This window comes from Comamonas sp. FG99 (assembly GCF_057808605.1).
In genome coordinates this window covers 85,323-107,638 of record NZ_JBMDII010000006.1, presented here as the reverse complement: position 1 = coordinate 107,638, position 22,316 = coordinate 85,323, and the positions used below count along the sequence as shown (strand labels likewise).

Sequence of the window (22,316 nt, the reverse complement as noted above, 5' to 3'; positions counted from 1 at the left end):
GGGATGTCTTTCTCAAGGGCTGGCAGGAGCGCCGGGCGAGCGCCCGGTGAGCGCGGTCTGCAGCTCGCTGTCGGCAAGCCAGAAGTCGCGCTGCGCCTGCACCGCGCCGACCACGCTGGCCACCTGGTCGCGGGCATCGGCCAGCAGCTCGAAGACGCTGACCAGCATGCCGTTGTAGCGCAGCAGGTTTTCGTCGGAGATGCGCTTGCGCAGCGGCACCACCTCGTCGCGGTAGTGGCGCGCCAGGTCGTAGGCGGTGCGGTAGGCGGAATAGGTTTCGCGCACTTCGGAGCGCGCCTGCACCGCGACGGCGGCGGTGCGCTGCACGGCCTGCAGGTAGCTGGCCTCGGCGCGGGCCAGCTGCGTGGAGCCAAAGTCGAACAGCGGCAGCTCCAGCGAGATCTCGTAGCCGTTGCTGCGCTTTTCGCCGCTCTCGCTCTTGTTCTGGTAGCCCAGCTCCAGCACGTTGACGAAGCGGGTGGCCTTGCTCAGGCCGAGCGAGTGGGCCGTGGCCTCGGCCGAGCGCCGGGCCAGCAGCACATCGAGGCGCTGCTCCATGGCCGTCTGCTCGGCACCGCGCGGCGCAAGCGGCGCCTGGGGCAGCTCGGGCAGCCGCTCGGGCAGGACGAAGCCTGGCTCGGCCAGCCCCAGCACCCGGGTCAGTTGCTCGCGCGCGGCCATGGCCTGGTGCCGGGCCCGGGCCAGGTTGGCGGTGGCATCGGCGTAGAAGGCCTGCTCGCGCATTTGCGCCAGGCGGTTGAAGTTGCCGGCCGCGACCATGCGCCGGGCCAGCTCGTTCGAGGCGTCGGCCGCCTGCTTGACCTGGTCCTGGTAGTGCTGCAATTGCTGCGCGGCCACGGCCTCGTAGAAGGCCTTGCGCGCCTGCGCGGCCAGGCCCACGGTGTCGTAGGCGGCCTGCAGCTGCGCCTGCTCGAAGCGGCGCTGCTCGAGCTGCCGGGCCAGCGGCATGGTGAGCAGGCCCAGCAGGTTGAAGACCACCGCGCGGTCGATCTCGACCACGCCATTGCCGCTCAGCCGCCCGAAGCTGAACGCGGGGTTGGCCAGGCGGCCGGCGCGCACCAGGTCGGCCTCGGCAATGCCCAGTCCGGCATAGCTGGCCTGCAGCCCGGGGTTGTTCAGCAGCGCGATCTCGACCGCGCGCTCGGCGCTGAGCGGCTGCAGCAGCAGCTCGGCGACCCGTGCCCGGGCGGAGTCCGCCTGCTCGGCGCTGCGCTGGTAGGACGGCGCCTGGCCGATGCGCTCGCGGCTGAGTTGCTCGACGCTGCCGAAGCCGCCGTCGCCGGAGAAGCTGGCGCAGCCGGCCAGGGCCAGTACCGCGAGCGCGCTTGCGGTGGCGCGCATCATGGCTGGCCTCCGGGCGCCGGCGCAGGATGCATGCCGGGATGGTGGTGTGCCGGGCCGGCGGGCGCCGCTGCAGCGGGCACGGCTGGGGCGGCGGGGGCTGATGTGGCTTTTTGCGCGGCTGGCATGCCATGGCCCGCATGCGCGGGCGGCTTGAGCGCCGCGGCGCCCATGGCGTCGTTCAGCGCGCGCCAGGCGCCGGGCTGTGGCTCCCGGTAGGCGTGGTAGCCGGCAAAGGCCGACTGGTAGGCGGGTTCAGCTGGCTGGGCATGGGCCAGCAACGGTATGGCGGCCACGGCGGCGGCCATACCCGTGGAAAAACGGTTCTTCATGGATGCAACACATCTGGAATGCCAGGCGCTAGTAGGCCTGTGTGCCGCTTGTGCGCCGGGCGCACAAGCCCCTGGGGCCGGCAGCTGCAGGCCCTGGCGGGGTCAGATGGTTCGGGGGGGCCTGTCCTGGCCGCCGCGCAGGAAGCTGGGCGCCTTGGCCGCCAGCTCCGGGAAGGCGGCCGAGGCCGGCTGCGCTGCGCCGGCCAGTGTGGCGCAGGCCGCGGGCATGGGCGTGAGCGAGCAGAAGCCGGCGCAGAAATTGCATTGCTGCCCATGGCTGGCGCCGTGCCCATGATCGTGCCCGTGCTCGTGGCCATGTGCCGGCCCGGCATCGGCATGCATGGCATGCGCCTGGCCGGCGTGCTGCGCATGGTGGCCGCCGTGGCTGCCCGCTGCCTGCACATGGCTGGTGCCGGCCCCGGCGGGCGGGCACAGCATGGCCGCCGCCACCGCGCCCCGCACGGGGAGCAGGGCGGCCAGCAGTACCAGCAGCCAAATACGCAGAACTCTTGCCATAGTCAGGCGCGCATCATAAAGCTTGCCACGGTGGGAAGGTCAAGCCCCCGGCGGCGGGCAGCGGAAGCGGTAGCCTATGCCCGACTCGGTGGTGAGGTACAGCGGCTTGGACGGATCGCGCTCGATCTTCTTGCGCAGGTTGGCCATGTGCACGCGCACGTAGTGCAGGTCGGCTTCGTGGCCCGGGCCCCAGACGGCCTTGAGCAGCTGCAGGTGGGTGATGACGCGGTCGGGCTCGCGCACCAGGTGGGTGAGCAGCTTGTACTCGATGGGGGTCAGGTGGATGGGCTCGGCGCCGCGCGCCACGGTGCGGGCGATGAGGTTGACCGTGATGTCGCCGAATGCGATCTCGCTGCGGCCCGCGGGCGTTTGCTGCAGGTGGCGCCGGAACTGCGAGCGCATGCGCGCCAGCAGCTCGCCCGAGCCGAAGGGCTTGACCAGGTAGTCGTCGGCGCCGGCGTCGAGCGCCTCGATCTTGTCGGCCTCGCGGGTGCGCGCCGACAGCACCACGATGGGCACCTGCGACCAGCCGCGCAGCTCGCGGATCAGGTCCACGCCGTCGCCGTCGGGCAGGCCCAGGTCGAGCACGATGGCGTCGGGCCGCCGGGTGCCGGCTTCGATGTGCGCGCGCGCGGCGCTGTCCACCTCGAAGACCTCGTGGCCTTCGGACTCCAGCGTCAGGCGGATGAAGCGGCGGATGCCGGCGTCGTCTTCCACCACGAGTATCTTGGCGCGTAGCTCGCTCATGGGTTTGCTCCTGGCAGGGCCGCCTCGCTGCCGTCGTCGGCCGGCGGCTGGCCGATGGGGATCGCGATGGTAAAGCTTGCGCCGCCGCCTTCGCGCTGGGCCGCGGCGATGGTGCCGCCATGCGCCTGCACGATGGCGCGGCAGATTGCCAGGCCCAGCCCGACGCCGGGGGTGGCGCTTTCCTTGCTGCCGCGCTCGAATTTGTCGAAGATGGCCTGCTCCCTGCCTGGCGGCAGGCCCGGGCCCTGGTCGTCCAGCGTCAGCAGCACCGCCTGGCTGTGGGCGTGCGCGGCGATGGTGATGGGGGTGCCGGCAGGCGTGTATTTGGCGGCGTTCTCCAGCAGGTTGACCAGCACGCGCTCGAACAGCACGCTGTCGAGGTGCAGCAGTGGCAGCTCGGGCGCAAGCTCGACCCGCACCGGGTGCCGCGCCAGCGCCTCGCCGCAGGCCGCCAGCGCGCTGCCGATGGCTTCTTCCAGCGGCTGCCACTGGCGGTTGAGCTGCACCGCGCCGGCCTCCAGCCGGGCCATGTCCAGCAAGTTGGTGAGCAGCTCGCTCATGCGCAGCGCCGATTGGCGGATGGATTGCGCAATCTGCCGCTGCGCCTCGCTGGGCGTGCTGGGCGGCAGCTCCAGCGCATCGGCCATGCCCACCAGCGCGGCCAGCGGCGTGCGCAGGTCGTGCGAGATGGCCGACAGCAGCGAGTTGCGCAGCCGCTCCGATTCGATCTGCACCAGGCTGGATTGCGCCACCTGGATGTAGTGGATGCGCTCCAGCGAAATCGCCAGCAGCGAGGCGCAGGTCTCCAGCAGCTGGCGCTGCTCGGGGCTGAGGGTGAGGCGGCTGGCGGGCTCGATCACGAGCACGCCGCGGGTGCGCATGACGGCCTTGAGCGGCAGCACCAGGCAGCGGCTGGCGGGCAGCGTGTCGGTGCCCATGCCCGCGGGCTGGCCCTTGTCGAAGGACCAATGGGCGATGCCCTGCACGGTGTCCGGGGCCATGGCCGCGGTGCCGCCGGCGATCGCGTGCAGCCGGCCGTCGTCGTCGGCCAGCAGCAGCGTGGACGGCATGCGAAATTCTGCGCCGATGAAGCGCTGCCCCAGCTCGGCCACCTGCTCGGGCAGCAGGGCCGAGGCCAGCTCGCGCGACATGCCGTAGAGCCCGCGCATGCGGTGCTCGCGCTGCGTGGCGGCCTCGGCCTGCACCTTCAGGCCGGCGGTGAGCTGGCCCACGGCCAGCGCCACCAGCAGCATGACCGCGAAGGTCACCAGGTACTGCACGTCGCTGACCGCGAAGGAAAAGCGCGGCGGCACGAAGAAATAATCGAACAGCCCGACCCCCAGAAAGGCCGCCAGCACCGCCGGCCCGCGGCCGAACTTCAGGCCCACGCCCACCACGGTGAGCAGAAACAGCATCACGATGTTCGACAGCTCCAGCGTGGCCACCAGCGGCGTCGCCAGCAAGGCGGTGGCCACGCAGGCGGCTACCGCGGCCGCATAGCCGGGCCAGGCGGTCGCGCTGCGGCTCGCGGCCCCCGGCGTGGCCGGCTGCGCGGGGTGCGCATGCCGCGCCGGCGGGGGCAGGGATACCTGCAGGATGTCGAGATCCTGGGCCAGCTGCATCAGCCGCCCGGCCAGCGGCGCGCGCCAGGGCAGGCGCCGCGCCGGGTGGCCCAGCACCAGGCGCGACAGGTTGTGCTCGCGCGCATAGCGCTCCAGCGCCGCGGCCGCGTCGGGCGCCGCCAGCGTGGCCGCGGTGGCGCCCAGCCGCTCGGCCAGCTGCAGCACCTGGTAGGTGGCCTGGCGGGCGGCGGGCGAGCGCCGCGCCAGCGCCGGGGTCTCCACATGCACGGCATGCCACTGCAGGCCCAGCTGGCTGGCCAGGCGGGCGCAGCTGCGGGCCACCTTGTCCATGCCGGCGCCGGGGCCGATGCAGGCGAGCAGGGCCTCGCGGTTGGGCCATACCGGCTGCACCGCGGCGCGCTTGCGGTAGGCCAGCACCTCGCTGTCCACCCGGTCGGCGGTGCGCCGCAGCGCCAGCTCGCGCAGCGCCAGCAGGTTGCCCTTGCGAAAGAAGCTGCGCGCGGCGCGCCGCGCCTGCTCGGGCAGGTAGATCTTGCCGGCCAGCAGGCGCTGCAGCAGCTCGTCGGGCGGCAGGTCGACCACCACCACCTCGTGCGCTTCGTCGAATAGCCGGTCGGGCACCGTCTCCCGCACCTGGATGCCGGTGATGCCGCTGACGATGTCGTTGAGGCTTTCGAGGTGCTGCACGTTCATCGTGGTCCACACGTCGATGCCGGCGGCCAGCAGTTCCTCCACGTCCTGCCAGCGCTTGGGGTGGCGCGAGCCCGGCGCGTTGCTGTGGGCCAGCTCGTCCACCAGGATCAAGGCATTGGCATGCTCGCTGCCATAGGCCAGCGCGGCATCGAGATCGAACTCGGCCAGCTGCTTGCCGCGGTAGGCCAGCGATTGGCGCGCCAGCCGGGGCAGGCCGGCCGCGGCCGCCTCGGTCTCGTGGCGGCCATGCGTCTCCAGCAGGCCGATCCGCACCGGCATGCCCTGGGCCGCGGCGGCCTGCGCGGCCGACAGCATGGCGCAGGTCTTGCCCACGCCGGCGCAGGCGCCGAAGAAGATCTTCAGCGCCCCCCGGCGCGCGCGCAGCTCGTCGGCCTGCACCTGGTGCAGCAGCTGGTCGGGATCGGGGCGGACGGGGTCGATGGCCATGGCGCAAGTATCCGGTTGCGGGCATCAAGAAGTTATCAAGATTGCCCGCGCCTTGATGTTTTCTTGATGCCGGGCGGCCAAAGCTTGGCCCTATCTTGATATCCGCCTTCCTAGCATGGAGGGGTGCATGCAGCTGCCGTGGGAAGCAATAAAAAGATAGCTGCTTACGCTTGCCATATGGTGTTTTCAGATGTTTTTATATTTGAAAACGTTATGGAGTAAGTGCTGAAAGCTATCTTTTTTGAAACACCCGGTGCAGTGCGCATGCGATGACAAGGAGTGAACCATGGACTTCGTCTACATCGCGCTGGGCCTGGCCTTCTGGCTGCTGCTGGTGGCCATGGCCCGGGGATGCGCGCTATTGGGAGCAAAGCAATGAACTGGCTGTATGTGCTGTGCGCGGCGGTGGCGATCGGCCTGCTGGCGTACCTGGTCGCGGCGCTGCTCCATCCGGAGCGATTCTCATGACCCGCGATGGCTGGACCTTGCTGGCCGTGTTCTGCGCGGCCTTGCTGCTGCTGGCCTATCCGCTGGGCCGGTATATCTGCGCGGTGATGCAGGGGCGGCTGCGCCTGGCGGGCCGGGTGGAGGCGCCGCTGTACCGCGTCTGCGGCATCCGCGCCGACGTCGAGATGGGCTGGCTGCAGTATGCGCTGGCGCTCTTGCTGTTCAATGCGCTGGGCGCGCTCGCCGTGTATGCGCTGCAGCGGCTGCAGGCCTGGCTGCCGCTGAACCCGCAGGGCATGGCGGGCGTCGCGCCCGACTCGGCCTTCAACACCGCGATCAGCTTCGCCACCAACACCAACTGGCAGGGCTATGGCGGCGAGACGAGCATGAGCTACCTCACGCAGATGCTGGGCCTGTCGGTGCAGAACTTCCTGTCGGCCGCCACCGGCATCGCGGTGGCGGTGGCGCTGATCCGCGGCTTCGCGCGCCATGCGGCCCAGGGCATAGGCAATGCCTGGGTGGACCTGACGCGGGCGACGCTGTGGATCCTGCTGCCGCTGGCGCTGCTGCTCGCGCTGCTGCTGGTGCAGCAGGGCGTGGTGCAGAACTTCGATGCCTACCGGCAGCTGCATACGCTGGAGGGTCACACCCAGGCCCTGGCCATGGGGCCGGTGGCATCGCAGGAGGCGATCAAGATGCTGGGCACCAACGGCGGCGGCTTTTTCAACGCCAACTCGGCCCATCCCTTCGAGAACCCCACGGCGCTCACCAACCTGGCGCAGATGCTGGCCATCTTCCTGATCCCGGCCGCGCTGTGCCTTGCCTTCGGCCGCATGGTGGGCGATGCGCGCCAGGGCTGGAGCGTGCTGGCCGCGATGTTCGTGCTGTTCATCGCCGGGGCGGTGGCGGTGATGGCCTTCGAGCAGCAGGGCAACCCGCTGTGGAGCGCGCTGGGCGTGGACCAGCTGGCGCACGGCGGGCCGGCCGCGCAGGCGGGCGGCAACATGGAGGGCAAGGAGCTGCGCTTCGGCATCGCCGGCTCGGCGCTGTTCGCCGCGGTGACCACCGCCGCCTCCTGCGGCGCGGTCAACGCGATGCTCGACTCGTTCACGCCGCTGGGCGGCATGGTGGAGCTTATCAACATGCAGCTGGGCGAGGTGGTGTTCGGCGGCGTGGGCAGCGGCCTGTACGGCATGCTGGTGTTCGCGGTGCTGGCGGTGTTCATCGCCGGGCTGATGATAGGCCGCACGCCCGAGTACCTGGGCAAGAAGATCGAGGCCGGCGACATGAAGATGGCGTCCATCGCCATCCTGGTCACGCCGCTGCTGGTGCTGGCCGGCACGGCGCTGGCGGTGATGAGCGCGGCGGGGCGCGCGGGCATCGGCAATCCGGGCCTGCACGGCTTCTCCGAAATCCTCTACGCGCTCACCAGCGCGGCCAACAACAACGGCAGCGCCTTCGCCGGCCTGTCGGCCAACACGCCCTTCTACAACCTGCTGCTGGCGGTGGCCATGTGGTTCGGGCGCTTTGGCGTGATCGTGCCGGTGCTGGCCCTGGCCGGCTCGCTGGCGGCCAAGCGCCGCATCGCCGCCACCGAGGGCACCATGCCCACGCATGGCGCGCTGTTCGTCCTGCTGCTCATCGGCACCGTGCTGCTGGTGGGCCTGCTCAACTATGTACCGGCCTTGGCGCTCGGCCCCGTGGCCGAGCAGCTGATGCCGTGGAAGTGAGGCAATCGCCATGGCTCGTCCCTCTTTTCGTCTGCTGGAGCCGGCCCTGATCCGGCCCGCGCTGGTGGAAGCCTTCAAGAAACTGGATCCGCGCGTGCAGTGGCGCAATCCGGTGATGTTCGTGGTCTATGTCGGCAGCATGCTCACCAGCGTGCTGTTCGTGCAGGCCTGGGCCGGCCAGGGCGAGGCGGCGCCGGGCTTCATCCTGGCGATCGCGCTGTGGCTGTGGTTCACCGTGCTGTTCGCGAATTTCGCCGAGGCCCTGGCCGAAGGGCGCAGCAAGGCGCAGGCGGCGTCGCTGCGCGGCCTGAAAAGACAGACCTGGGCCAAGAAGCTCGAAGCGCGCCGGCACGACGCCGCCTGGTACCCCACCGAGTCGGGCGAGCTGGCCAAGGGCGATGTGGTGCTGGTGCAGGCCGGTGACGTGGTGCCCGCCGACGGCGTGGTCATCGACGGCGTGGCCTCGGTCGACGAGAGCGCCATCACCGGCGAATCGGCACCGGTGGTGCGCGAGTCGGGCGGCGATTTCTCGGCGGTGACCGGCGGCACCCGCGTGCTGTCGGACTGGATCGTGGTGGAGGTCTCGGTCAACCCGGGCGAGACCTTCGTCGACCGCATGATCGCCATGGTCGAGGGCGCCCAGCGCCAGAAGACGCCCAACGAGATCGCGCTCACCATCCTGCTGGTGGCGCTGACCATCGTCTTCCTGGTGGTCACGGCCACGCTGCTGCCGTATTCGGTGTTCGCGGTGGAGGTCGCCGGCGGCGGCCAGCCGGTGGGCGTGACCGTGCTGGTGGCGCTGCTGGTGTGCCTGATACCCACCACCATCGCCGGCTTGCTGTCGGCCATCGGCGTCGCCGGCATGAGCCGCATGATGCAGGCCAATGTGATCGCCACCTCGGGCCGCGCGGTGGAGGCCGCGGGCGATGTGGATGTGCTGCTGATGGACAAGACCGGCACCATCACGCTGGGCAACCGCCAGGCGGCCGAATTCCTGCCCGCGCCCGGTGTGCCCAAGCGCGAGTTGGCCGACGCCGCGCAGCTGGCCTCGCTGGCCGACGAGACGCCCGAGGGCCGCAGCATCGTGGTGCTGGCCAAGCAGCAGTTCGAGCTGCGCGGCCGCGACCTGCAGGCCCTGGGTGCGGCCTTCGTGCACTTCTCGGCCCAGACCCGCATGAGCGGCGTGGACCTGCCCGGCCGGCAGGTGCGCAAGGGCTCGGCCGACGCCATCGCCAGGCAGGTGCTGGCCATGGGCGGGCGCATGCCGCCGGCGGTCGAGGCGCTGGTGCAGGAGGTGGCCCGCCGCGGCAGCACGCCGCTGGTGGTGGCCGACAATGCGCGCGTGCTCGGCGTGGTCGAGCTCAAGGACATCGTCAAGGGCGGCATCAAGGAGCGCTTCGCCGAGCTGCGCCGCATGGGCATCAAGACGGTGATGATCACCGGCGACAACCGGCTCACCGCCGCCGCGATCGCGGCCGAGGCCGGCGTGGACGACTTCCTCGCCGAGGCCACGCCCGAGCAAAAGCTGGCGCTGATCCGCCAGTACCAGTCCGAGGGGCGCCTGGTGGCGATGACCGGCGACGGCACCAACGACGCGCCCGCGCTGGCCCAGGCCGACGTGGCCGTGGCCATGAACTCGGGCACCCAGGCCGCCAAGGAGGCCAGCAACATGGTGGACCTGGACAGCAACCCCACCAAGCTGATCGAGGTGGTCGAGACCGGCAAGCAGATGCTGATGACCCGCGGCGCGCTCACCACCTTCAGCATCGCCAACGATGTGGCCAAGTACTTCGCCATCATCCCGGCGGCCTTCGTGGGCAGCTTGCCGCAGCTGTCGGCGCTGAACCTCATGCACCTGGCCAGCCCGGCATCGGCCATCCTGTCGGCGGTGATCTTCAACGCGCTGATCATCGTCTTCCTGATCCCGCTGGCGCTCAAGGGCGTGGGCTACCGCGCGCTGGGCGCGGCCACGCTGCTGCGCCGCAACCTGCTGCTCTACGGCCTGGGCGGCGTGCTGGTGCCTTTCGTGGGCATCAAGCTGATCGACATGCTCATCAGCGCCATGGGCCTGCTCTAGACCCGACAAGGAGCCACCATGAAAACGCTTGTTCGCCCCGCCATCAGCCTGTTGCTGATGCTGACCCTGGTCACCGGCGGGCTCTATCCCGCGGTCGCCACCGGGCTGGCCCAGGCCCTGTTTGCCCACCAGGCCCATGGCAGCCTGGTCATGGACGGCGGCCAGGCCGTCGGCTCCGAGCTGATCGGCCAGGGCTTCAGCGCGCCACAGTATTTCTGGCCGCGCCCGTCGGCCACCAGCCCCGGGCCCTACGACGGCGCCAGCTCGGGCGGCTCGAACCTCGGGCCGCTGAACCCGGCGCTGCAAGCGGCGGTGCAGATGCGCATCGCGGCGCTGCGGGCGGCCGATCCGGGCAACCCGCTGCCGGTACCGGTGGATCTGGTCACCGCATCGGCCAGCGGCCTCGATCCGCACATCAGCCCGGCCGCGGCCCGCTACCAGGCGGCGCGCGTGGCCCGGGCGCGGCAGATGGCGCCGCAGGCGGTCGAAGCCCTGATAGAGCGCTGCACCGAAGCGCCGCTGTTGGGATTTCTTGGTGAGGAAAGAGTGAGTGTGTTGGCGCTCAACCGCGCGCTGGACCGGGTGGCACCCCTGTAAGAGGCTGCGGATTCTTGGTTTAGAATTGTTCGCAGTAACTCGCATTCACTCACACTAGAGTGTGCGTAACGGTTTATGCCGGGCCGAGGACTGCACCCTCCCTCTCTATCTATTTCCTCGGCAGCCCCCGGGCGCCGGCTTTTTTTCTGGCAACTTTTCACGGCAGCTGGCGCGCAGGGTGGCGCCAGCGCGGCTGCCGGGCTCAAGCCTTGGGAATGATGCGGAAGGCTCGCAGCACGAAGGGGAGCCTGGAGAGATTGCGCAGGATGTTCTCCACCTGCTGCCGGTTCTTCACCGCCAGCACGAACTGCAGGTCCGTGGTGTTGAGCGCGACCTCGTCCTCCATCGTGATGTGGGTGATGTCCGAGCCCATGGTGGCGATCTCGGCCGCGATCCGGGCCAGCACGCCCTTGCTGTTGGCGATGGTGACCACGATGCCGGTTTCGTATTCCTGCTCCTGCTCGTCGGCCCATTCCACCGGCACGAAGCGCTCTGCATCGCGCGCGCGCAGCTTGCTGCAGACCCCGCAGTCGGTGTTGTGCACGATCAGCCCGGCCGAGCGGTCGAGGTAGCCGACGATGGCATCGCCCGGCACCGGGCGGCAACACTTGGCGTATTGCACCGAGTTGGACTGGCTGCCGTCCAGCACCACATGGTTGCGCAGCGGGTTGCCGGCCTGCGCATAGCGCTCCTGGCTCAGCAGCACCGCATCGGGCTTGCGGCCCTGCTCGGCCAGCAGCTCGGCGATCTGCTTGGCTACCACGATCGCGATCTGCTTGCCCTGGCCGATCTCGCTGAACAGCTCGGCCTGGCTGCGCACGCCGGCATGCGAGAACACGGGCTCCCACACCGACTGGTCTTCGGCGGAATCGCCCGGCAGCGCCGGAATGCCTTCGGCCCGCAGTGCCTGCGCCAGCAGCTTCTCGCCCAGCGCCGCCGATTCGCTCTGCGCGCGGGTCTTGAGGAAGTAGCGGATCTTGGAGCGCGCGCGGCCGGTGTGCACGAAGCTCAGCCACGAAGGGTGGGGCGTGGCGTCGGGCGAGGTGACGACCTCGACGATGTCGCCGCTCTTGAGCTCGGTGCGCAGCGGCACATGCTCGCCGTTGATGCGCACGGTGGAGGTGTGCTCGCCGATGTTGCTGTGGATGGCGTAGGCGAAGTCCAGTACCGTCGAGCCCCGCGGCAGCGTCACCATCTGGTTCTTCGGGGTGAAGACATAGACCGACTCGGGGAACAGGTCCACGCGTACATGGTCCCAGAACTCGTGCGCATCGCGGGTCTCGTCCTGGATGTCCAGCAGCGACTGCAGCCACTTGCTGCTGAGCTGCTCGGTGCTGGAGGCATTGCGGGCCTGGAACAGCCAGTGGGTGAGCACGCCGTATTCCGCCACCAGGTGCATCTCCTCGGTGCGGATCTGGAAGTCCACGTTGACGCCCGAGGGCCCGACCACCGTGGTGTGCAGCGACTGGTAGCCGTTGGCCTTGGGCGTGGCCACATAGTCGCGGAACTTGTTGGGCACCGGCCGGAACGCCTGGTGCAGCAGCCCGAGCGCGGTGTAGCAGTCGATGCGCGCCGGCACGACCAGGCGAAAGCCGTAGGAGTCGGTGACCTGCGCGAACGAGATGTGGCGCGCATCCATCTTCTTGTGGACCGCGTAGATCGATTTTTCCCGCACCGCCACCTTGGCCCGAAAGCCCGCCTTGGCGAGCGAGGCATCGAGCTCGGAATGGATCTTCTGCACCACGTCCTTGCGCCGGGTCTTGGAGCGGTGGGCGGCCTTGAGCAGCGTCTCGTAGCGCCAGGGGTGCAGGTGCCGCAGCGCCAGGTCCTGCAGCTCGCGGAAGACGCTGTTGATGCCCAGCCGGCTGGCGATGGGCACATAGATGTCCAGCGTTTCGGTGGAGATGCGGCCCCATTTGCTGCGCGGCATGTCGGACATGGTGCGCATGTTGTGCGTGCGGTCCGCCAGCTTGATGAGGATCACGCGGATGTCGTGCGCCATCGCCAGCAGCATCTTGCGGAACGACTCGGCCTGGTTCTCCTCGCGCGAATTGAACTGCAGCTTGTCCAGCTTGGTGAGGCCGTCGACCAGTTCCGCGACCTTCTCGCCGAATTTTTCCGCCAGGTCGGTGCGGGTGACGCCGCAATCCTCCATCGCGTCGTGCATCAGCGCGGCCATGAGCGCCGGGGCATCCAGCTTCCAGCCGGCGCAGATCTCCGCGACCGCGATGGGGTGGGTGATGTACGGGTCGCCGCTGCTGCGCCACTGGCCGCTATGGGCCAGGGCCGCGAAATCGAAGGCGGCCTCGACCTCGGCAAGTTCGGCATCGCCCAGGTAGTCCAGCTTTTCCTGGAAGGACGCATAGGCCCGCGCCACGACCGGATAGGACATGGCGGGCCGGGCCGCCTCGGGCGCATCGGGGCGGACGGCGGGGATCTCGGTGCTGATGGGGGCCGACGTATTCACGCCTTTAATGTAGCGTGCGGGTCCGCTTTTGTGTATCTCCGATGAAAAATGGCACCGCATTGCGGTGCCATTTTGCGACTGATTGCGGGGTGTATTACCCGGGTACTTTCTTCAGCATTTCAAGGCCGACCTTGCCGGCGGCGATCTCGCGCAGCGCGGTGACCGCGGGCTTGTTGCGGCTTTCGATCTTGGGCGTATGGCCCTGGCTCAGCATGCGGGCGCGGTAGGTGGCGGCCAGCACCAGCTGGAAGCGGTTCGGAACTTTTTCCAGGCAATCTTCAACGGTAATACGAGCCATCAAGCTTTCTCCAGGTAATCGGGGATGTTGAGCGAGGCAAAGGTGTCGGCGCGGGAGCGGTGCTGTGCCGTGTACCTCAGCCGTTGTGCATGTACAACAGCCTTGAGGTCGAAAAGTGCTCGCTCAAAAAGTTCGTTGATTATAACGAAGTCGAATTTATGCACCTGCGCCATTTCCTGCGCGGCGTTCGCTAGGCGCATCTCTATGACTTCGGCCGAGTCCTCGCCGCGGTTTTCCAGCCGCGAGCGCAGCTCTTCCCAGCTGGGCGGCAGGATGAAGATCAGCACCGCGTTGACGAAGCTGTCCTTGATCTGCAGCGCGCCCTGGTAGTCGATCTCCAGCACGATGTCGGCGCCCTTGGCGAGCCGCTCCTCGATCGCCTTCTTGGAGGTGCCGTACAGGTTGCCATGCACATTGGCCCACTCCACGAAGGCGTTGTTTGCTATCATTTTTTCGAAATCCTCGCGGGATGCGAAAAAATACTCGCGGCCGTGCTTTTCCTGCCCGCGCGGCGCGCGGGTGGTGTGGGAGATGGAGCGGTAGACCTGCGAATCCAATTCCAGCAGGGCCTTGACCAGCGATGACTTGCCGGCGCCGCTGGGGGCCGAGACGACGAATAGGTTTCCGGGGTAATCCATAAAACGGGCTGGGAAAAAATTACTCGATGTTCTGCACCTGCTCGCGCATCTGCTCGATCAGCACCTTCATGTCGACGCTGACGCGGGTGAGCTCCAGCGCCGCCGACTTGGAGCCCAGCGTGTTGGCCTCGCGGTGCAGCTCCTGGATCAGGAAGTCCAGGCGCTTGCCGATCTCGCCGCCCTTCTTGAGCAGGCGCTCGATCTCGTCGAGGTGGGAGCTCAGGCGCGTGAGCTCTTCCGCCACGTCGATGCGGATCGCGAAGGCGGTGGCCTCGGTGAGCGCGCGGTCCTGCGCGGACTCGGGCGGCAGGTTGCCGTCGGCCAGCGACATGGCCTCCTTCCAGCGCTCCAGGAAGCGCTCCTTTTGCTGGCTCACCAGCTGCGGGATCAGCGGCCCGGCCTGGCGGGCCAGCGCGCGCAGCTGGCCCAGCCGCTCGCGCAGCATCTCGGCCAGGCGCCGGCCTTCGCGCTCGCGCGCTTCGAGCAGGCCGGCGATCGCCTGCTTGCAGAGTTCGGCGATGGCTTCGGTGTGGTCCTCGGGCGCGCCCTGGCCGCCGCTGCACAGGCGCAGTACCTCGGCGGTGGTGAACGGCGTGGCGTCGGGCAGCCAGGCGCGCACCGCGTCCTGAAAGCTGCACAGCTGGCGCAGGATGGCGGGCGAGGCGAGCGTAATGCCGGCCTGCTGCTCGCCGCCGAGCATGGCGCGCACCTCTACCTTGCCGCGCTTGAGGCTGGCGTCGAGCAGCGTGCGCAATGCCGGCTCGCTGGCGCGCAGCTCCTCCGGCAGCTTGAAGGTCAGATCCAGGAAACGGCTGTTGACGGAGCGGATCTCCAGTCCGAGGCGGCGCGAGGATGGGGGGGACTCTGCGGCCCCGGCGGCAATGCTTTGCTGGGCCGTGGCGTAGCCGGTCATGCTGTAAACTGGCATGGAACTTCTTGGGGTTGCTTGCGATCGCGCACATTATCGGGCCTCTCGCATACCTGCGTTTTTTTCACACTATGTCTAGATATGTCTAGTGTCAGGCCGGCCCCCCTGCCAGCGGATACGATCGTCGGCGGCTATCGCGTCCTGCGGCAGATCGCGGCGGGTGGTTTCGGCGCGGTGTACCTGGCGCTGGACCAGGACGGCCAGCAGGTGGCGCTCAAGGAGTACCTGCCCGCAAGCCTGGCCGTGCGCGCGCCCGGCGCGCTGGTGCCCGAGGTGGCGCCAGACAAGCTCCCGCCGTACCGGCTCGGCCTCAGCAACTTCTTCGAGGAAGGCCGCGCGCTGGCGCAGATCGACCACCCTGCGGTGGTGGGCGTGCGCAATTTCTTTTGCGCGCACCAGACGGTCTACCTGGCGATGGACTACCTGGAGGGCGCGACGCTGCAGGATTTCATCGTCACCGCGCGCTCCTTGAAGGAGTTCAAGGTGCTGCGCGAGTCGACGATCCGCTCGCTGTTCGATGAGCTGCTGCGCGGCCTGCGCATCGTGCACCAGCACCGGATGCTGCACCTGGACATCAAGCCGGCGAATATCTTCGTCACCGACGACGACCGCGCGGTGCTGATCGATTTCGGCGCGGCGCGCCGGGTGCTCAGCAAGGAGGCCGGCTTCGTGCGGCCGATGTACACGCCAGGCTTCGCGGCGCCCGAGATGCACCGGCGCGATCTGGCGCTGGGCCCATGGACGGATGTCTACGCGATCGGCGCCTGCATCTTCGCCTGCATGCTGGGCATGCCGCCCCATGCCGCATCCCAGCGCGGCGCGGCGGACCGGCTGGGCGTGGCGCTGGCCCGGCTGCGCGGCGTGTATTCCGACAACCTGATCGAGCTGGTGGAGTGGTGCATGGCGCTGCAGCCGCAGGCGCGCCCGCAGTCGGCCCTGGTGCTGCAAAAGGAGCTGGCCTGCGAGCAGGAGTGCGGCTGCGCCGGCGGGGGCCTGTCGCGATGAAGTTCTCGGTCTTCCAGCTCAGCCGCAAGGGCGGGCGGGAAAGGAATGAAGACCGGATGGGCTACAGCTACACCCGGGAAGCCTGCCTCTTCGTGGTGGCCGACGGCATGGGCGGGCATCCCGACGGGGATGTGGCCGCGCAGCTGGCGCTGCAGGCGGTGTCCGCTCACTTCCAGCGCCTGGCGCGGCCCAGGCTCGACAATGTGGCGGATTTCCTGGAAAGCGCGCTGCTCCATGCCCACCACCAAATTCTGAGGCACGCCATCGGCCGCGACATGGCCGATACGCCCCGCACCACGCTGGTGGCCGCGGTGGTGCAGGGCGGCCAGGCCTGGTGGGTGCACTGCGGCGATTCGCGCCTGTATATCATTCGCGGCGGCCGGGTGCTCACGCGCACGCGCGACCATTCCTACGAGGAGCTGCATCGCGGCATGCCGCCGGCGCTGGCCGGGCGGGTCGGGCGCAATGTGCTGTTCACCTGCCTGGGGGCGCCCACGCGCCCGCTCTTCGACGTGGCGGGGCCGCTGCAGCTGCAGCGCCATGATCGCGTGGTGCTGTGCTCCGACGGCCTGTGGGGCAGCGTGCCCGAGGCGGTGCTGGTGCGCGAGCTGGGGCGGCGGCCGGTGTCGCGCGCCGTGCCCGAGCTGGTGGACGCGGCGCTGCGCCGCGCGGGCGCGGGCAGCGACAATGTGACGGTCGTGGCCATGGAATGGAACATGCCCGGCGCCGATGAACCCAGCCCCCGATAAGCTTGACAGATTCACCAAAAAGACGGTTTGCAATGAAAGTCGTACTCGCCTCCAACAACCCCGGAAAACTGGCCGAGCTCCAGGCCATGATGCAGCCCCTGGGCATCGAGCTGGTGCCGCAGGGCCAGCTGATGCAGGGCGAAGCGCCCGAGCCCTTTGGCACCTTTCTCGAAAACGCCTTGTCCAAGGCGCGCTTTGCCGCCGAGCACACCGGGCTGCCGGCGATCGCCGACGATGCCGGGCTGTGCGTCGCGGCCTTTGGCGGCCTGCCGGGCGTGGACACCGCCTACTACTGCACGCAGTTCGGCTACGAGAAAAGCGACGAGAACAATGTGCGCGCGCTGCTGGAGCAGATGCAGGGCGTGCAGGACCGCCGCGCCGCGATGGTCAGCACCCTGGTGGCCGTGCGCCACCCGCGCGATCCGGAGCCGCTGGTGGCGGTGGGCCGGGTCGCGGGCCTGATCGCCCGCGAGCGCACCGGCAGCGGCGGCTTCGGTTTCGATCCGGTGATGTGGATCCCCGAGCTGGGCATGACTTTTGCGCAGATGGCGCCCGAGCTGAAGCATGAGCATAGCCATCGTGGCCGCGCATCGCGCCTGATGATGGAGCTGGTGCGCCAGCACTGGCTCGCGGGTACGCCGGCATGAGTGATTGGAAGATCACGGCCGTCAGCACCCATGATGAGGGCGCGGCAGTGCAAAAGGACATTCAGCACTATATGCGCCCGGGCACCTTGCAGCTGGGCAGCCTGCCGCCGCTGTCGCTGTACGTGCACCTGCCCTGGTGCCTGCGCAAGTGCCCGTACTGCGACTTCAACTCGCATGAGTGGCGCGCTGGCGGCGAGCTGCCCGAGCAGCGCTATGTCGACGCGCTGATCGCCGATGTGGAGCAGGCGCTGCCGCTGATCTGGGGGCGCTCCATCCACAGCATCTTCATCGGCGGCGGCACGCCCAGCCTGTTCTCGCCGCAGGCCATCGACCGCCTGCTGGCGGCGCTGCGCGCGCGGCTGCGGGTGGAGCCGGCGTGCGAGGTCACGCTGGAAGCCAATCCCGGCACTTTCGAGAAGGACCGGTTCCGGGCCTTCCGCGCGGCCGGCGTCACCCGGCTGTCCATCGGCGTGCAGAGCTTTGACGACCGCTTTTTGCAGGCCCTGGGCCGCGTGCACGACCGTGCCCAGGCGCTGGCCGCGGTGCAGGAGGCGGCCGAGGCGTTCGACACCTTCAACCTCGACGTGATGTACGCGCTGCCCGGCCAGAGCGTGGCCGAGCTGCGCCAGGACATCCGCACCGCGCTGGCGCTCGCGCCGCCGCACCTGTCGGTCTACCACTTGACCATCGAGCCCAACACCTATTTCGCCAAGTACCCGCCCGTGGTGCCCGAGGACGACACGGCCTACGAGATGCTGGATGCCATCACCGAGATGACCGGCGCCGCCGGCCTGGCGCGCTACGAGGTGTCGGCCTATGCCAGGGCCGGCCACCAGTGCGTGCACAACGGCAACTACTGGGCCTTTGGCGACTACCTGGGCATAGGCGCGGGCGCGCATGGCAAGCTCAGCTTTGCGCACCGCATCGTGCGCCAGGTGCGCTTTCGCGATCCGGCGCGCTATATGGAGCAGGCGCTGGCCGGGCGGCCGGTGGCGAGCGAGGCGGAGGTGAAGCGCGCCGATTTGCCGTTCGAATTCATGCTCAATGCGCTGCGCCTGCGCGAAGGCTTTGCGCTGCAGGATTTCATGGACCGCACCGGCCTGCCGCTGTCCGCGATCGAAGCGCCGCTGCAGCGGGCCCGGCAGCAGGGCCTGATCGAGCGCGATTGGCAGCGCGTGCGCGCCACCGAGCGCGGTTTCGACTTTCTGAGCGATCTGCAGGAGCTGTTCCTGGCCGATTGATGCCAGTCGATTAGTCCGATGGCGCCACGGGGGCTTCATCGGATAACGACAATACGCTGCCCCGCCCCCAGCCAGGCTCCCGCAGGCTCCTGCGGCCTGTGCCTGCGCGCGCGGCGGCGGTCCCGTACTCCCCCACTGAAAATTTCTCGAAAGCTCTCGATGCAAAACGCGTCTCTCGATGCAGGCCGGATCGCGGCCCCGCAGGAAGTCAATGGCTATGGCTGGAAGGCCCTGGCAGGCTCTGCGGTGGGCTATGCGATGGACGGCTTCGATCTGCTGATCCTGGGCTTCATGCTGCCCGCGATCAGCAAGGATCTGGGCCTGACACCGGGGCAGGCCGGCGTGCTGGTGACCTGGACCCTGGTCGGCGCGGTCGCCGGCGGCATCATCTTCGGCGCGCTCAGCGACCGCTTCGGCCGCGTGCGGGTGCTGACCTGGACCATCGTGCTGTTCGCGCTCTTCACTGGCATGTGCGCCTTTGCGCAGGGCTATGCGGACCTGCTGGTCTACCGCACCATCGCCGGCATAGGCCTGGGCGGCGAGTTCGGCATCGGCATGGCGCTGGCCGCCGAGGCCTGGCCGGCGCGCTACCGGGCCCGCGTGTCGTCGTACGTGGCGCTGGGCTGGCAGGTGGGCGTGCTCGGCGCCGCGCTGCTGACGCCGCTGCTGCTGCCGCTGATCGGCTGGCGCGGCATGTTCCTGGTGGGCGTGATCCCGGCCTTCGTGGCCTGGCTGATCCGCAACCGCCTGCATGAACCCGAGGTTTTCTCCAAGGTGCGCATGCGCCGCGAGACCAAGCCGGGCGCGCTGGCCCAGTCGTTCCGGCTGCTGGTCAAGGACCGTGCCACCGCCAAAGTCAGCGCCGGCATCGTGGTGCTCACCTCGGTGCAGAACTTCGGCTACTACGGCATCATGATCTGGATGCCGGCCTACCTGTCGAGCAAGCTGGGCTTCAACCTGACCAAGTCGGCGCTGTGGACCGCGGTGACCATCGTCGGGATGATGGTCGGCATCTGGATCTTCGGCCAGCTGGCCGACCGCGTGGGCCGCAAGCCCAGCTTCCTGCTGTTCCAGGCCGGCGCGGCCGCCATGGTGCTGGTGTACTCGCAGCTGTCCGACCCCAGCGCCATGCTGTGGGCCGGCGCGCTGATGGGCATGTTCGTCAACGGCATGATGGGCGGCTTCGGCGCGCTGATGTCCGAGGCCTATCCCACCGAGGCCCGCGCCACCGCCCAGAACGTGCTGTTCAACCTGGGCCGCGCGGTTGGCGGCTTCGGCCCGGTGGTGATCGGCGCGCTGGCGACGCAGCATTCGTTCCAGGTGGCGATCGCGCTGCTGGCCGGCATCTATGTCATCGACATGCTGGCCACCATGGCGCTGGTGCCCGAGCTGCGGGGCAAGGCCCTGCACTGAGCTCAGGGGGCGGCTGAAGCCGGCTCCTGCTCCTCATAGCGCGGCAGGTAGACGCTGAAGCAGCTGCCCTGGCCCACGGCGCTGTCCACCTCGATGCGTCCCTGGTGGCGCTGCACCACGGTTTGCACGAACGACAGCCCCAGGCCGATGCCGCTGGCCTGCGGCAGCGATTGCTGGTGAAAGCGCTGGAAGGGCTGGAACAGCCGCTGCAGCTGCTCGCCCGTCATGCCCAGGCCGTGGTCGCGGATGCGGATGACCCAGCAGTGGGCGTCCGCGCCCGCGCCGGCGGCCAGGCTGCATTCGACCGTGGTGCCCGCGGGGCTGTACTTGATCGCATTGCCGATCAGGTTGACCAGGCTGCGGTGCAGCAGCGAGCGGTCGCCCAGGCACAGCATGGGCTGCCCGGCTTCGCTCGGGTAGTCGACATGGCGCACGCTCATCTGCTTGCCGACGGCCGGGGCCCAGCAGTCGACCACCGCGGCCTGCAGCACGTCCAGCAGGTCCACCGGCTCGCGGCGGTAGGTCTGGCTCTGGGCGCTGGCCAGCTGCACGAAGCTCTCGGCCATGTCCAGCGACTGCGCGGCCAGGCGCTCGATCTTGCGGTGCAGCTCGGCGGTCTCCATCTGGCCGGGAAAGGCGCGCTCCATCTCCAGCAGCGTGATGATGGAGGACTGCGGCGCGCGGAAGTCGTGCGAGATGAAGCGCAGCGCCTGGTCGCGCTGCTGCGTGGCCTTGTGCAGCTCGGTCAGGTCCACCAGCATCACCAGCCAGCCCTCGGGCGCGGGGTTGGAGAAGGGCTGGCACAGCACCAGCCAGGGCTGCTGCTCGCGGTCCAGCGCCTCGAATTCGGGCGGCAGCTCGCGCAGTTCGGCGGCGTCGTGGATGTGCAGCGCCTCGCCGGTTTCCTTGAAGTGCATGTCTTCGAAGATGTGGGCGATGTGTGCGAGCGGGGCCAGCGGTATGCCTCTGTGCTGCATGTAGGCGGTGGCCGCCTGGTTGCGCAGCGTGATCAGCCCCTCGGGGTTGACCACCAGCGTGGGCGACGGGATCTGGCGCAGCGTATCGCTGACGAAGCCATGCATCTGGCGCAGCTGGTGGGTGGCGCTTTCGACCGCGTTGATGCGCCGGTCCAGGAAGTCGTCGCGCAGCGTGCCCGCGGGGGGGCTGGCCAGCATGCCGGCTTTGGCGCCGGGGGGCGGCGAGCCCTCCATGTCCTGGCGCAGCAGCTGCATCTCCTGCTGCAGGAACGAGGCCGCGGCGCTCAGCCGCCGCCAGCTCCACAGCGGGTAGATCACCGCCATGCCCAGCAAGGCCGCCGCCGGCGCCAGCTGCAGCTGCAGGTAGGAGCGAGCGGCAAAGGTGATGAGCAGCAGCGCCGCGATCAGCGCCCATTGGGCGAGCAGCCCGAGCATGGGGCTGAAGAAGGCGATGGCCAGCAGGGCCAGCAGCAGGAAGGCGATGCTGGCGCCAGTGTTCGCGAGCGGCGAGGCCGCGGTGACGTGCAGCCCGGCCAGCTGCGCGTCCAGCGCATGCGCGATCAGCTCGACGCCGGCGATATGGCGCGACGCGGGGCGGGCCGGCGTGGCGAAAAAGTCGCCCAGCCCCGATGCGGTGGCGCCCACCAGCACATACTTGCCGTGCAGCGCGCCGGGCTCGAGCCGGCCCTGCAGCACCGCCTCGGCGGAATAGACGGGGTAGGGCTGCTCGCCGCGCGCAAAGGACAGGATCTCCGGCTGGCGCTGCACCCAGCGGCTGCCGGGCTCGGGCGGCGCATGCCCGCGGCAGGCGGGCTGCGAGCGGCCGCTGGCGCACAGCAGCGCGATGCTGAAGTGCGGCCAGGGGCCGGTGTCTTCGCCCATGATGCCGAAATAGCGGCGGATGACGCCGTCCTCGTCCACGCTGACATTCACATGCCCCAGCTGGCGCGCGGCGCCGCGCAGCGCCGCGATCGGCAGCTCGGCCCCGGCATCCACGCCGCTCATGCGCCAGTCCACCGGCAGCACCACGTTGCCGGCGCGGGCGATGGCGGCGGCCAGCAGCGTGTCGTCCTGCGGCGCCTCGCTGTCGGCCTCATTGAACAGCACGTCCATGCCGATGGCGCGCGGCTGCTGCGCGGCGATGGCGTCGATCAGCCGGGCGTGCACCGCGCGGCGCCAGGGCCAGCGCCCCAGGTCCTGCAGGCTGGCGTCGTCGATGGCGACGATGGCGATCTCGGTGCTCGCCGGGCGGGCGCTGATCCAGGCGGCCACGTCCTGCACCAGCAGGTTCAGCACGCGGGGCTTGCCGGCATGGGCCGCCCAGGCCACGCAGGCGGTGAGCAGCAGGGCCAGCACGCCCCATTCGAGCCAGCGGGTCTGGGAGCGGCTCAGCGGCGGGCGGCGCATGCGGGGGCGGGCAGG

The 22,316-nt window shown here is 69.3% G+C and carries 17 protein-coding genes and 2 pseudogenes; 9 read left to right on the top strand and 10 right to left on the bottom strand.

Features of this window, described 5'->3' with window-relative positions; genetic code table 11:
- Positions 1-12: 12 nt before the first annotated feature.
- The 5 genes from ACODRX_RS06105 to ACODRX_RS06085 form a co-directional block, all read right to left on the bottom strand.
- Entirely contained in the window at positions 13-1,365 is a 1,353-nt protein-coding gene (locus ACODRX_RS06105) for a TolC family protein (RefSeq protein WP_488870239.1), read from the bottom strand.
- The gene (locus tag ACODRX_RS06100) at positions 1,362-1,694 is read right to left on the bottom strand and encodes a hypothetical protein (protein WP_488870238.1); all 333 of its coding nucleotides are present in this window, start codon (positions 1,692-1,694) and stop codon (positions 1,362-1,364) included. The genes ACODRX_RS06105 and ACODRX_RS06100 overlap by 4 nt, the downstream gene beginning before the upstream one ends.
- A 102-nt stretch (positions 1,695-1,796) precedes the next feature.
- A complete protein-coding gene (locus ACODRX_RS06095) occupies positions 1,797-2,210 on the bottom strand; it encodes a hypothetical protein (protein ID WP_488870237.1) in 414 nt (137 codons plus the stop codon).
- A 39-nt stretch (positions 2,211-2,249) separates the two neighbouring features.
- Entirely contained in the window at positions 2,250-2,957 is a 708-nt protein-coding gene (locus ACODRX_RS06090) for a response regulator (RefSeq protein ID WP_488870236.1), read from the bottom strand.
- Positions 2,954-5,680, bottom strand: a complete 2,727-nt coding sequence (locus ACODRX_RS06085) for a DUF4118 domain-containing protein (protein WP_488870235.1) — start codon at positions 5,678-5,680, stop codon at positions 2,954-2,956. Before ACODRX_RS06085 ends, ACODRX_RS06090 begins: the two co-directional genes overlap by 4 nt.
- Positions 5,681-6,055: 375 nt before the next feature.
- Here ACODRX_RS06085 and kdpF point away from each other — a divergent pair, with 375 nt between their 5' ends.
- From kdpF to kdpC, 4 genes are read left to right on the top strand one after another with little or no spacing between them, the layout of a single operon-like run.
- Positions 6,056-6,148: a K(+)-transporting ATPase subunit F gene (gene kdpF, locus ACODRX_RS06080; RefSeq protein WP_488870234.1), complete on the top strand. Its 93-nt coding sequence runs from the start codon at positions 6,056-6,058 to the stop codon at positions 6,146-6,148.
- Positions 6,145-7,857, top strand: a complete 1,713-nt coding sequence (gene kdpA, locus ACODRX_RS06075; RefSeq protein WP_488870233.1) for a potassium-transporting ATPase subunit KdpA — start codon at positions 6,145-6,147, stop codon at positions 7,855-7,857. The genes kdpF and kdpA overlap by 4 nt, the downstream gene beginning before the upstream one ends.
- 10 nt (positions 7,858-7,867) lie before the next feature.
- On the top strand, positions 7,868-9,934 hold the full coding sequence (gene kdpB / locus ACODRX_RS06070) for a potassium-transporting ATPase subunit KdpB (RefSeq protein ID WP_488870231.1): 2,067 nt from the start codon (positions 7,868-7,870) through the stop codon (positions 9,932-9,934).
- An 18-nt stretch (positions 9,935-9,952) separates the two neighbouring features.
- On the top strand, positions 9,953-10,531 hold the full coding sequence (gene kdpC, locus ACODRX_RS06065; RefSeq protein WP_488870229.1) for a potassium-transporting ATPase subunit KdpC: 579 nt from the start codon (positions 9,953-9,955) through the stop codon (positions 10,529-10,531).
- A gap of 202 nt (positions 10,532-10,733) precedes the next feature.
- Here kdpC and ACODRX_RS06060 read toward each other — a convergent pair whose 3' ends face one another.
- The 4 genes from ACODRX_RS06060 to ACODRX_RS06045 all read right to left on the bottom strand — a co-directional run bounded on the left by ACODRX_RS06060 (position 10,734) and on the right by ACODRX_RS06045 (position 14,862).
- The gene (locus tag ACODRX_RS06060) at positions 10,734-12,923 is read right to left on the bottom strand and encodes a RelA/SpoT family protein (protein WP_488870329.1); all 2,190 of its coding nucleotides are present in this window, start codon (positions 12,921-12,923) and stop codon (positions 10,734-10,736) included.
- Positions 12,924-13,092: 169 nt separating this feature from the next.
- Positions 13,093-13,296: a DNA-directed RNA polymerase subunit omega gene (gene rpoZ / locus ACODRX_RS06055; protein ID WP_460480854.1), complete on the bottom strand. Its 204-nt coding sequence runs from the start codon at positions 13,294-13,296 to the stop codon at positions 13,093-13,095.
- Positions 13,296-13,934 carry a guanylate kinase gene (gmk, locus tag ACODRX_RS06050; protein ID WP_488870227.1) on the bottom strand — a complete coding sequence of 213 codons (639 nt, stop codon included), beginning with the start codon at positions 13,932-13,934 and terminating at the stop codon, positions 13,296-13,298. Before gmk ends, rpoZ begins: the two co-directional genes overlap by 1 nt.
- Before the next feature lie 19 nt (positions 13,935-13,953).
- Entirely contained in the window at positions 13,954-14,862 is a 909-nt protein-coding gene (locus ACODRX_RS06045) for a YicC/YloC family endoribonuclease (protein ID WP_488870226.1), read from the bottom strand.
- Positions 14,863-14,943: 81 nt separating this feature from the next.
- Here ACODRX_RS06045 and ACODRX_RS06040 point away from each other — a divergent pair.
- From ACODRX_RS06040 to ACODRX_RS06020, 5 genes and pseudogenes are all read left to right on the top strand, one after another.
- Positions 14,944-15,834, top strand: a pseudogene (locus ACODRX_RS06040) (serine/threonine-protein kinase); the annotation flags it as partial.
- Positions 15,835-15,863: 29 nt separating this feature from the next.
- Positions 15,864-16,601 (top strand): annotated as a pseudogene (locus ACODRX_RS06035) (PP2C family protein-serine/threonine phosphatase); the annotation flags it as partial.
- 47 nt (positions 16,602-16,648) lie between these two features.
- Entirely contained in the window at positions 16,649-17,263 is a 615-nt protein-coding gene (locus ACODRX_RS06030; RefSeq protein WP_488870225.1) for a non-canonical purine NTP pyrophosphatase, read from the top strand.
- A complete protein-coding gene (gene hemW, locus ACODRX_RS06025; RefSeq protein ID WP_488870224.1) occupies positions 17,260-18,504 on the top strand; it encodes a radical SAM family heme chaperone HemW in 1,245 nt (414 codons plus the stop codon). The genes ACODRX_RS06030 and hemW overlap by 4 nt, the downstream gene beginning before the upstream one ends.
- A gap of 159 nt (positions 18,505-18,663) precedes the next feature.
- A complete protein-coding gene (locus ACODRX_RS06020) occupies positions 18,664-19,917 on the top strand; it encodes an MFS transporter (RefSeq protein ID WP_488870222.1) in 1,254 nt (417 codons plus the stop codon).
- Between the two features lie 2 nt (positions 19,918-19,919).
- Here the strand turns inward: ACODRX_RS06020 and ACODRX_RS06015 are convergent, their stop codons facing one another.
- Positions 19,920-22,301: a CHASE2 domain-containing protein gene (locus ACODRX_RS06015; RefSeq protein ID WP_488870221.1), complete on the bottom strand. Its 2,382-nt coding sequence runs from the start codon at positions 22,299-22,301 to the stop codon at positions 19,920-19,922.
- Between the last annotated feature and the right edge of the window lie 15 nt (positions 22,302-22,316).

Coding starts and splice junctions, on each gene's coding strand:
- ACODRX_RS06105 (WP_488870239.1), bottom strand. CDS start 1,365: ATGATGCGCGCCACCGCAAGCGCGCTCGCGGTACTGGCCCTGGCCGGC.
- ACODRX_RS06100 (WP_488870238.1), bottom strand. CDS start 1,694: ATGAAGAACCGTTTTTCCACGGGTATGGCCGCCGCCGTGGCCGCCATA.
- ACODRX_RS06095 (WP_488870237.1), bottom strand. CDS start 2,210: ATGGCAAGAGTTCTGCGTATTTGGCTGCTGGTACTGCTGGCCGCCCTG.
- ACODRX_RS06090 (WP_488870236.1), bottom strand. CDS start 2,957: ATGAGCGAGCTACGCGCCAAGATACTCGTGGTGGAAGACGACGCCGGC.
- ACODRX_RS06085 (WP_488870235.1), bottom strand. CDS start 5,680: ATGGCCATCGACCCCGTCCGCCCCGATCCCGACCAGCTGCTGCACCAG.
- kdpF (WP_488870234.1), top strand. CDS start 6,056: ATGAACTGGCTGTATGTGCTGTGCGCGGCGGTGGCGATCGGCCTGCTG.
- kdpA (WP_488870233.1), top strand. CDS start 6,145: ATGACCCGCGATGGCTGGACCTTGCTGGCCGTGTTCTGCGCGGCCTTG.
- kdpB (WP_488870231.1), top strand. CDS start 7,868: ATGGCTCGTCCCTCTTTTCGTCTGCTGGAGCCGGCCCTGATCCGGCCC.
- kdpC (WP_488870229.1), top strand. CDS start 9,953: ATGAAAACGCTTGTTCGCCCCGCCATCAGCCTGTTGCTGATGCTGACC.
- ACODRX_RS06060 (WP_488870329.1), bottom strand. CDS start 12,923: ATGTCCTATCCGGTCGTGGCGCGGGCCTATGCGTCCTTCCAGGAAAAG.
- rpoZ (WP_460480854.1), bottom strand. CDS start 13,296: ATGGCTCGTATTACCGTTGAAGATTGCCTGGAAAAAGTTCCGAACCGC.
- gmk (WP_488870227.1), bottom strand. CDS start 13,934: ATGGATTACCCCGGAAACCTATTCGTCGTCTCGGCCCCCAGCGGCGCC.
- ACODRX_RS06045 (WP_488870226.1), bottom strand. CDS start 14,862: ATGCCAGTTTACAGCATGACCGGCTACGCCACGGCCCAGCAAAGCATT.
- ACODRX_RS06030 (WP_488870225.1), top strand. CDS start 16,649: ATGAAAGTCGTACTCGCCTCCAACAACCCCGGAAAACTGGCCGAGCTC.
- hemW (WP_488870224.1), top strand. CDS start 17,260: ATGAGTGATTGGAAGATCACGGCCGTCAGCACCCATGATGAGGGCGCG.
- ACODRX_RS06020 (WP_488870222.1), top strand. CDS start 18,664: ATGCAAAACGCGTCTCTCGATGCAGGCCGGATCGCGGCCCCGCAGGAA.
- ACODRX_RS06015 (WP_488870221.1), bottom strand. CDS start 22,301: ATGCGCCGCCCGCCGCTGAGCCGCTCCCAGACCCGCTGGCTCGAATGG.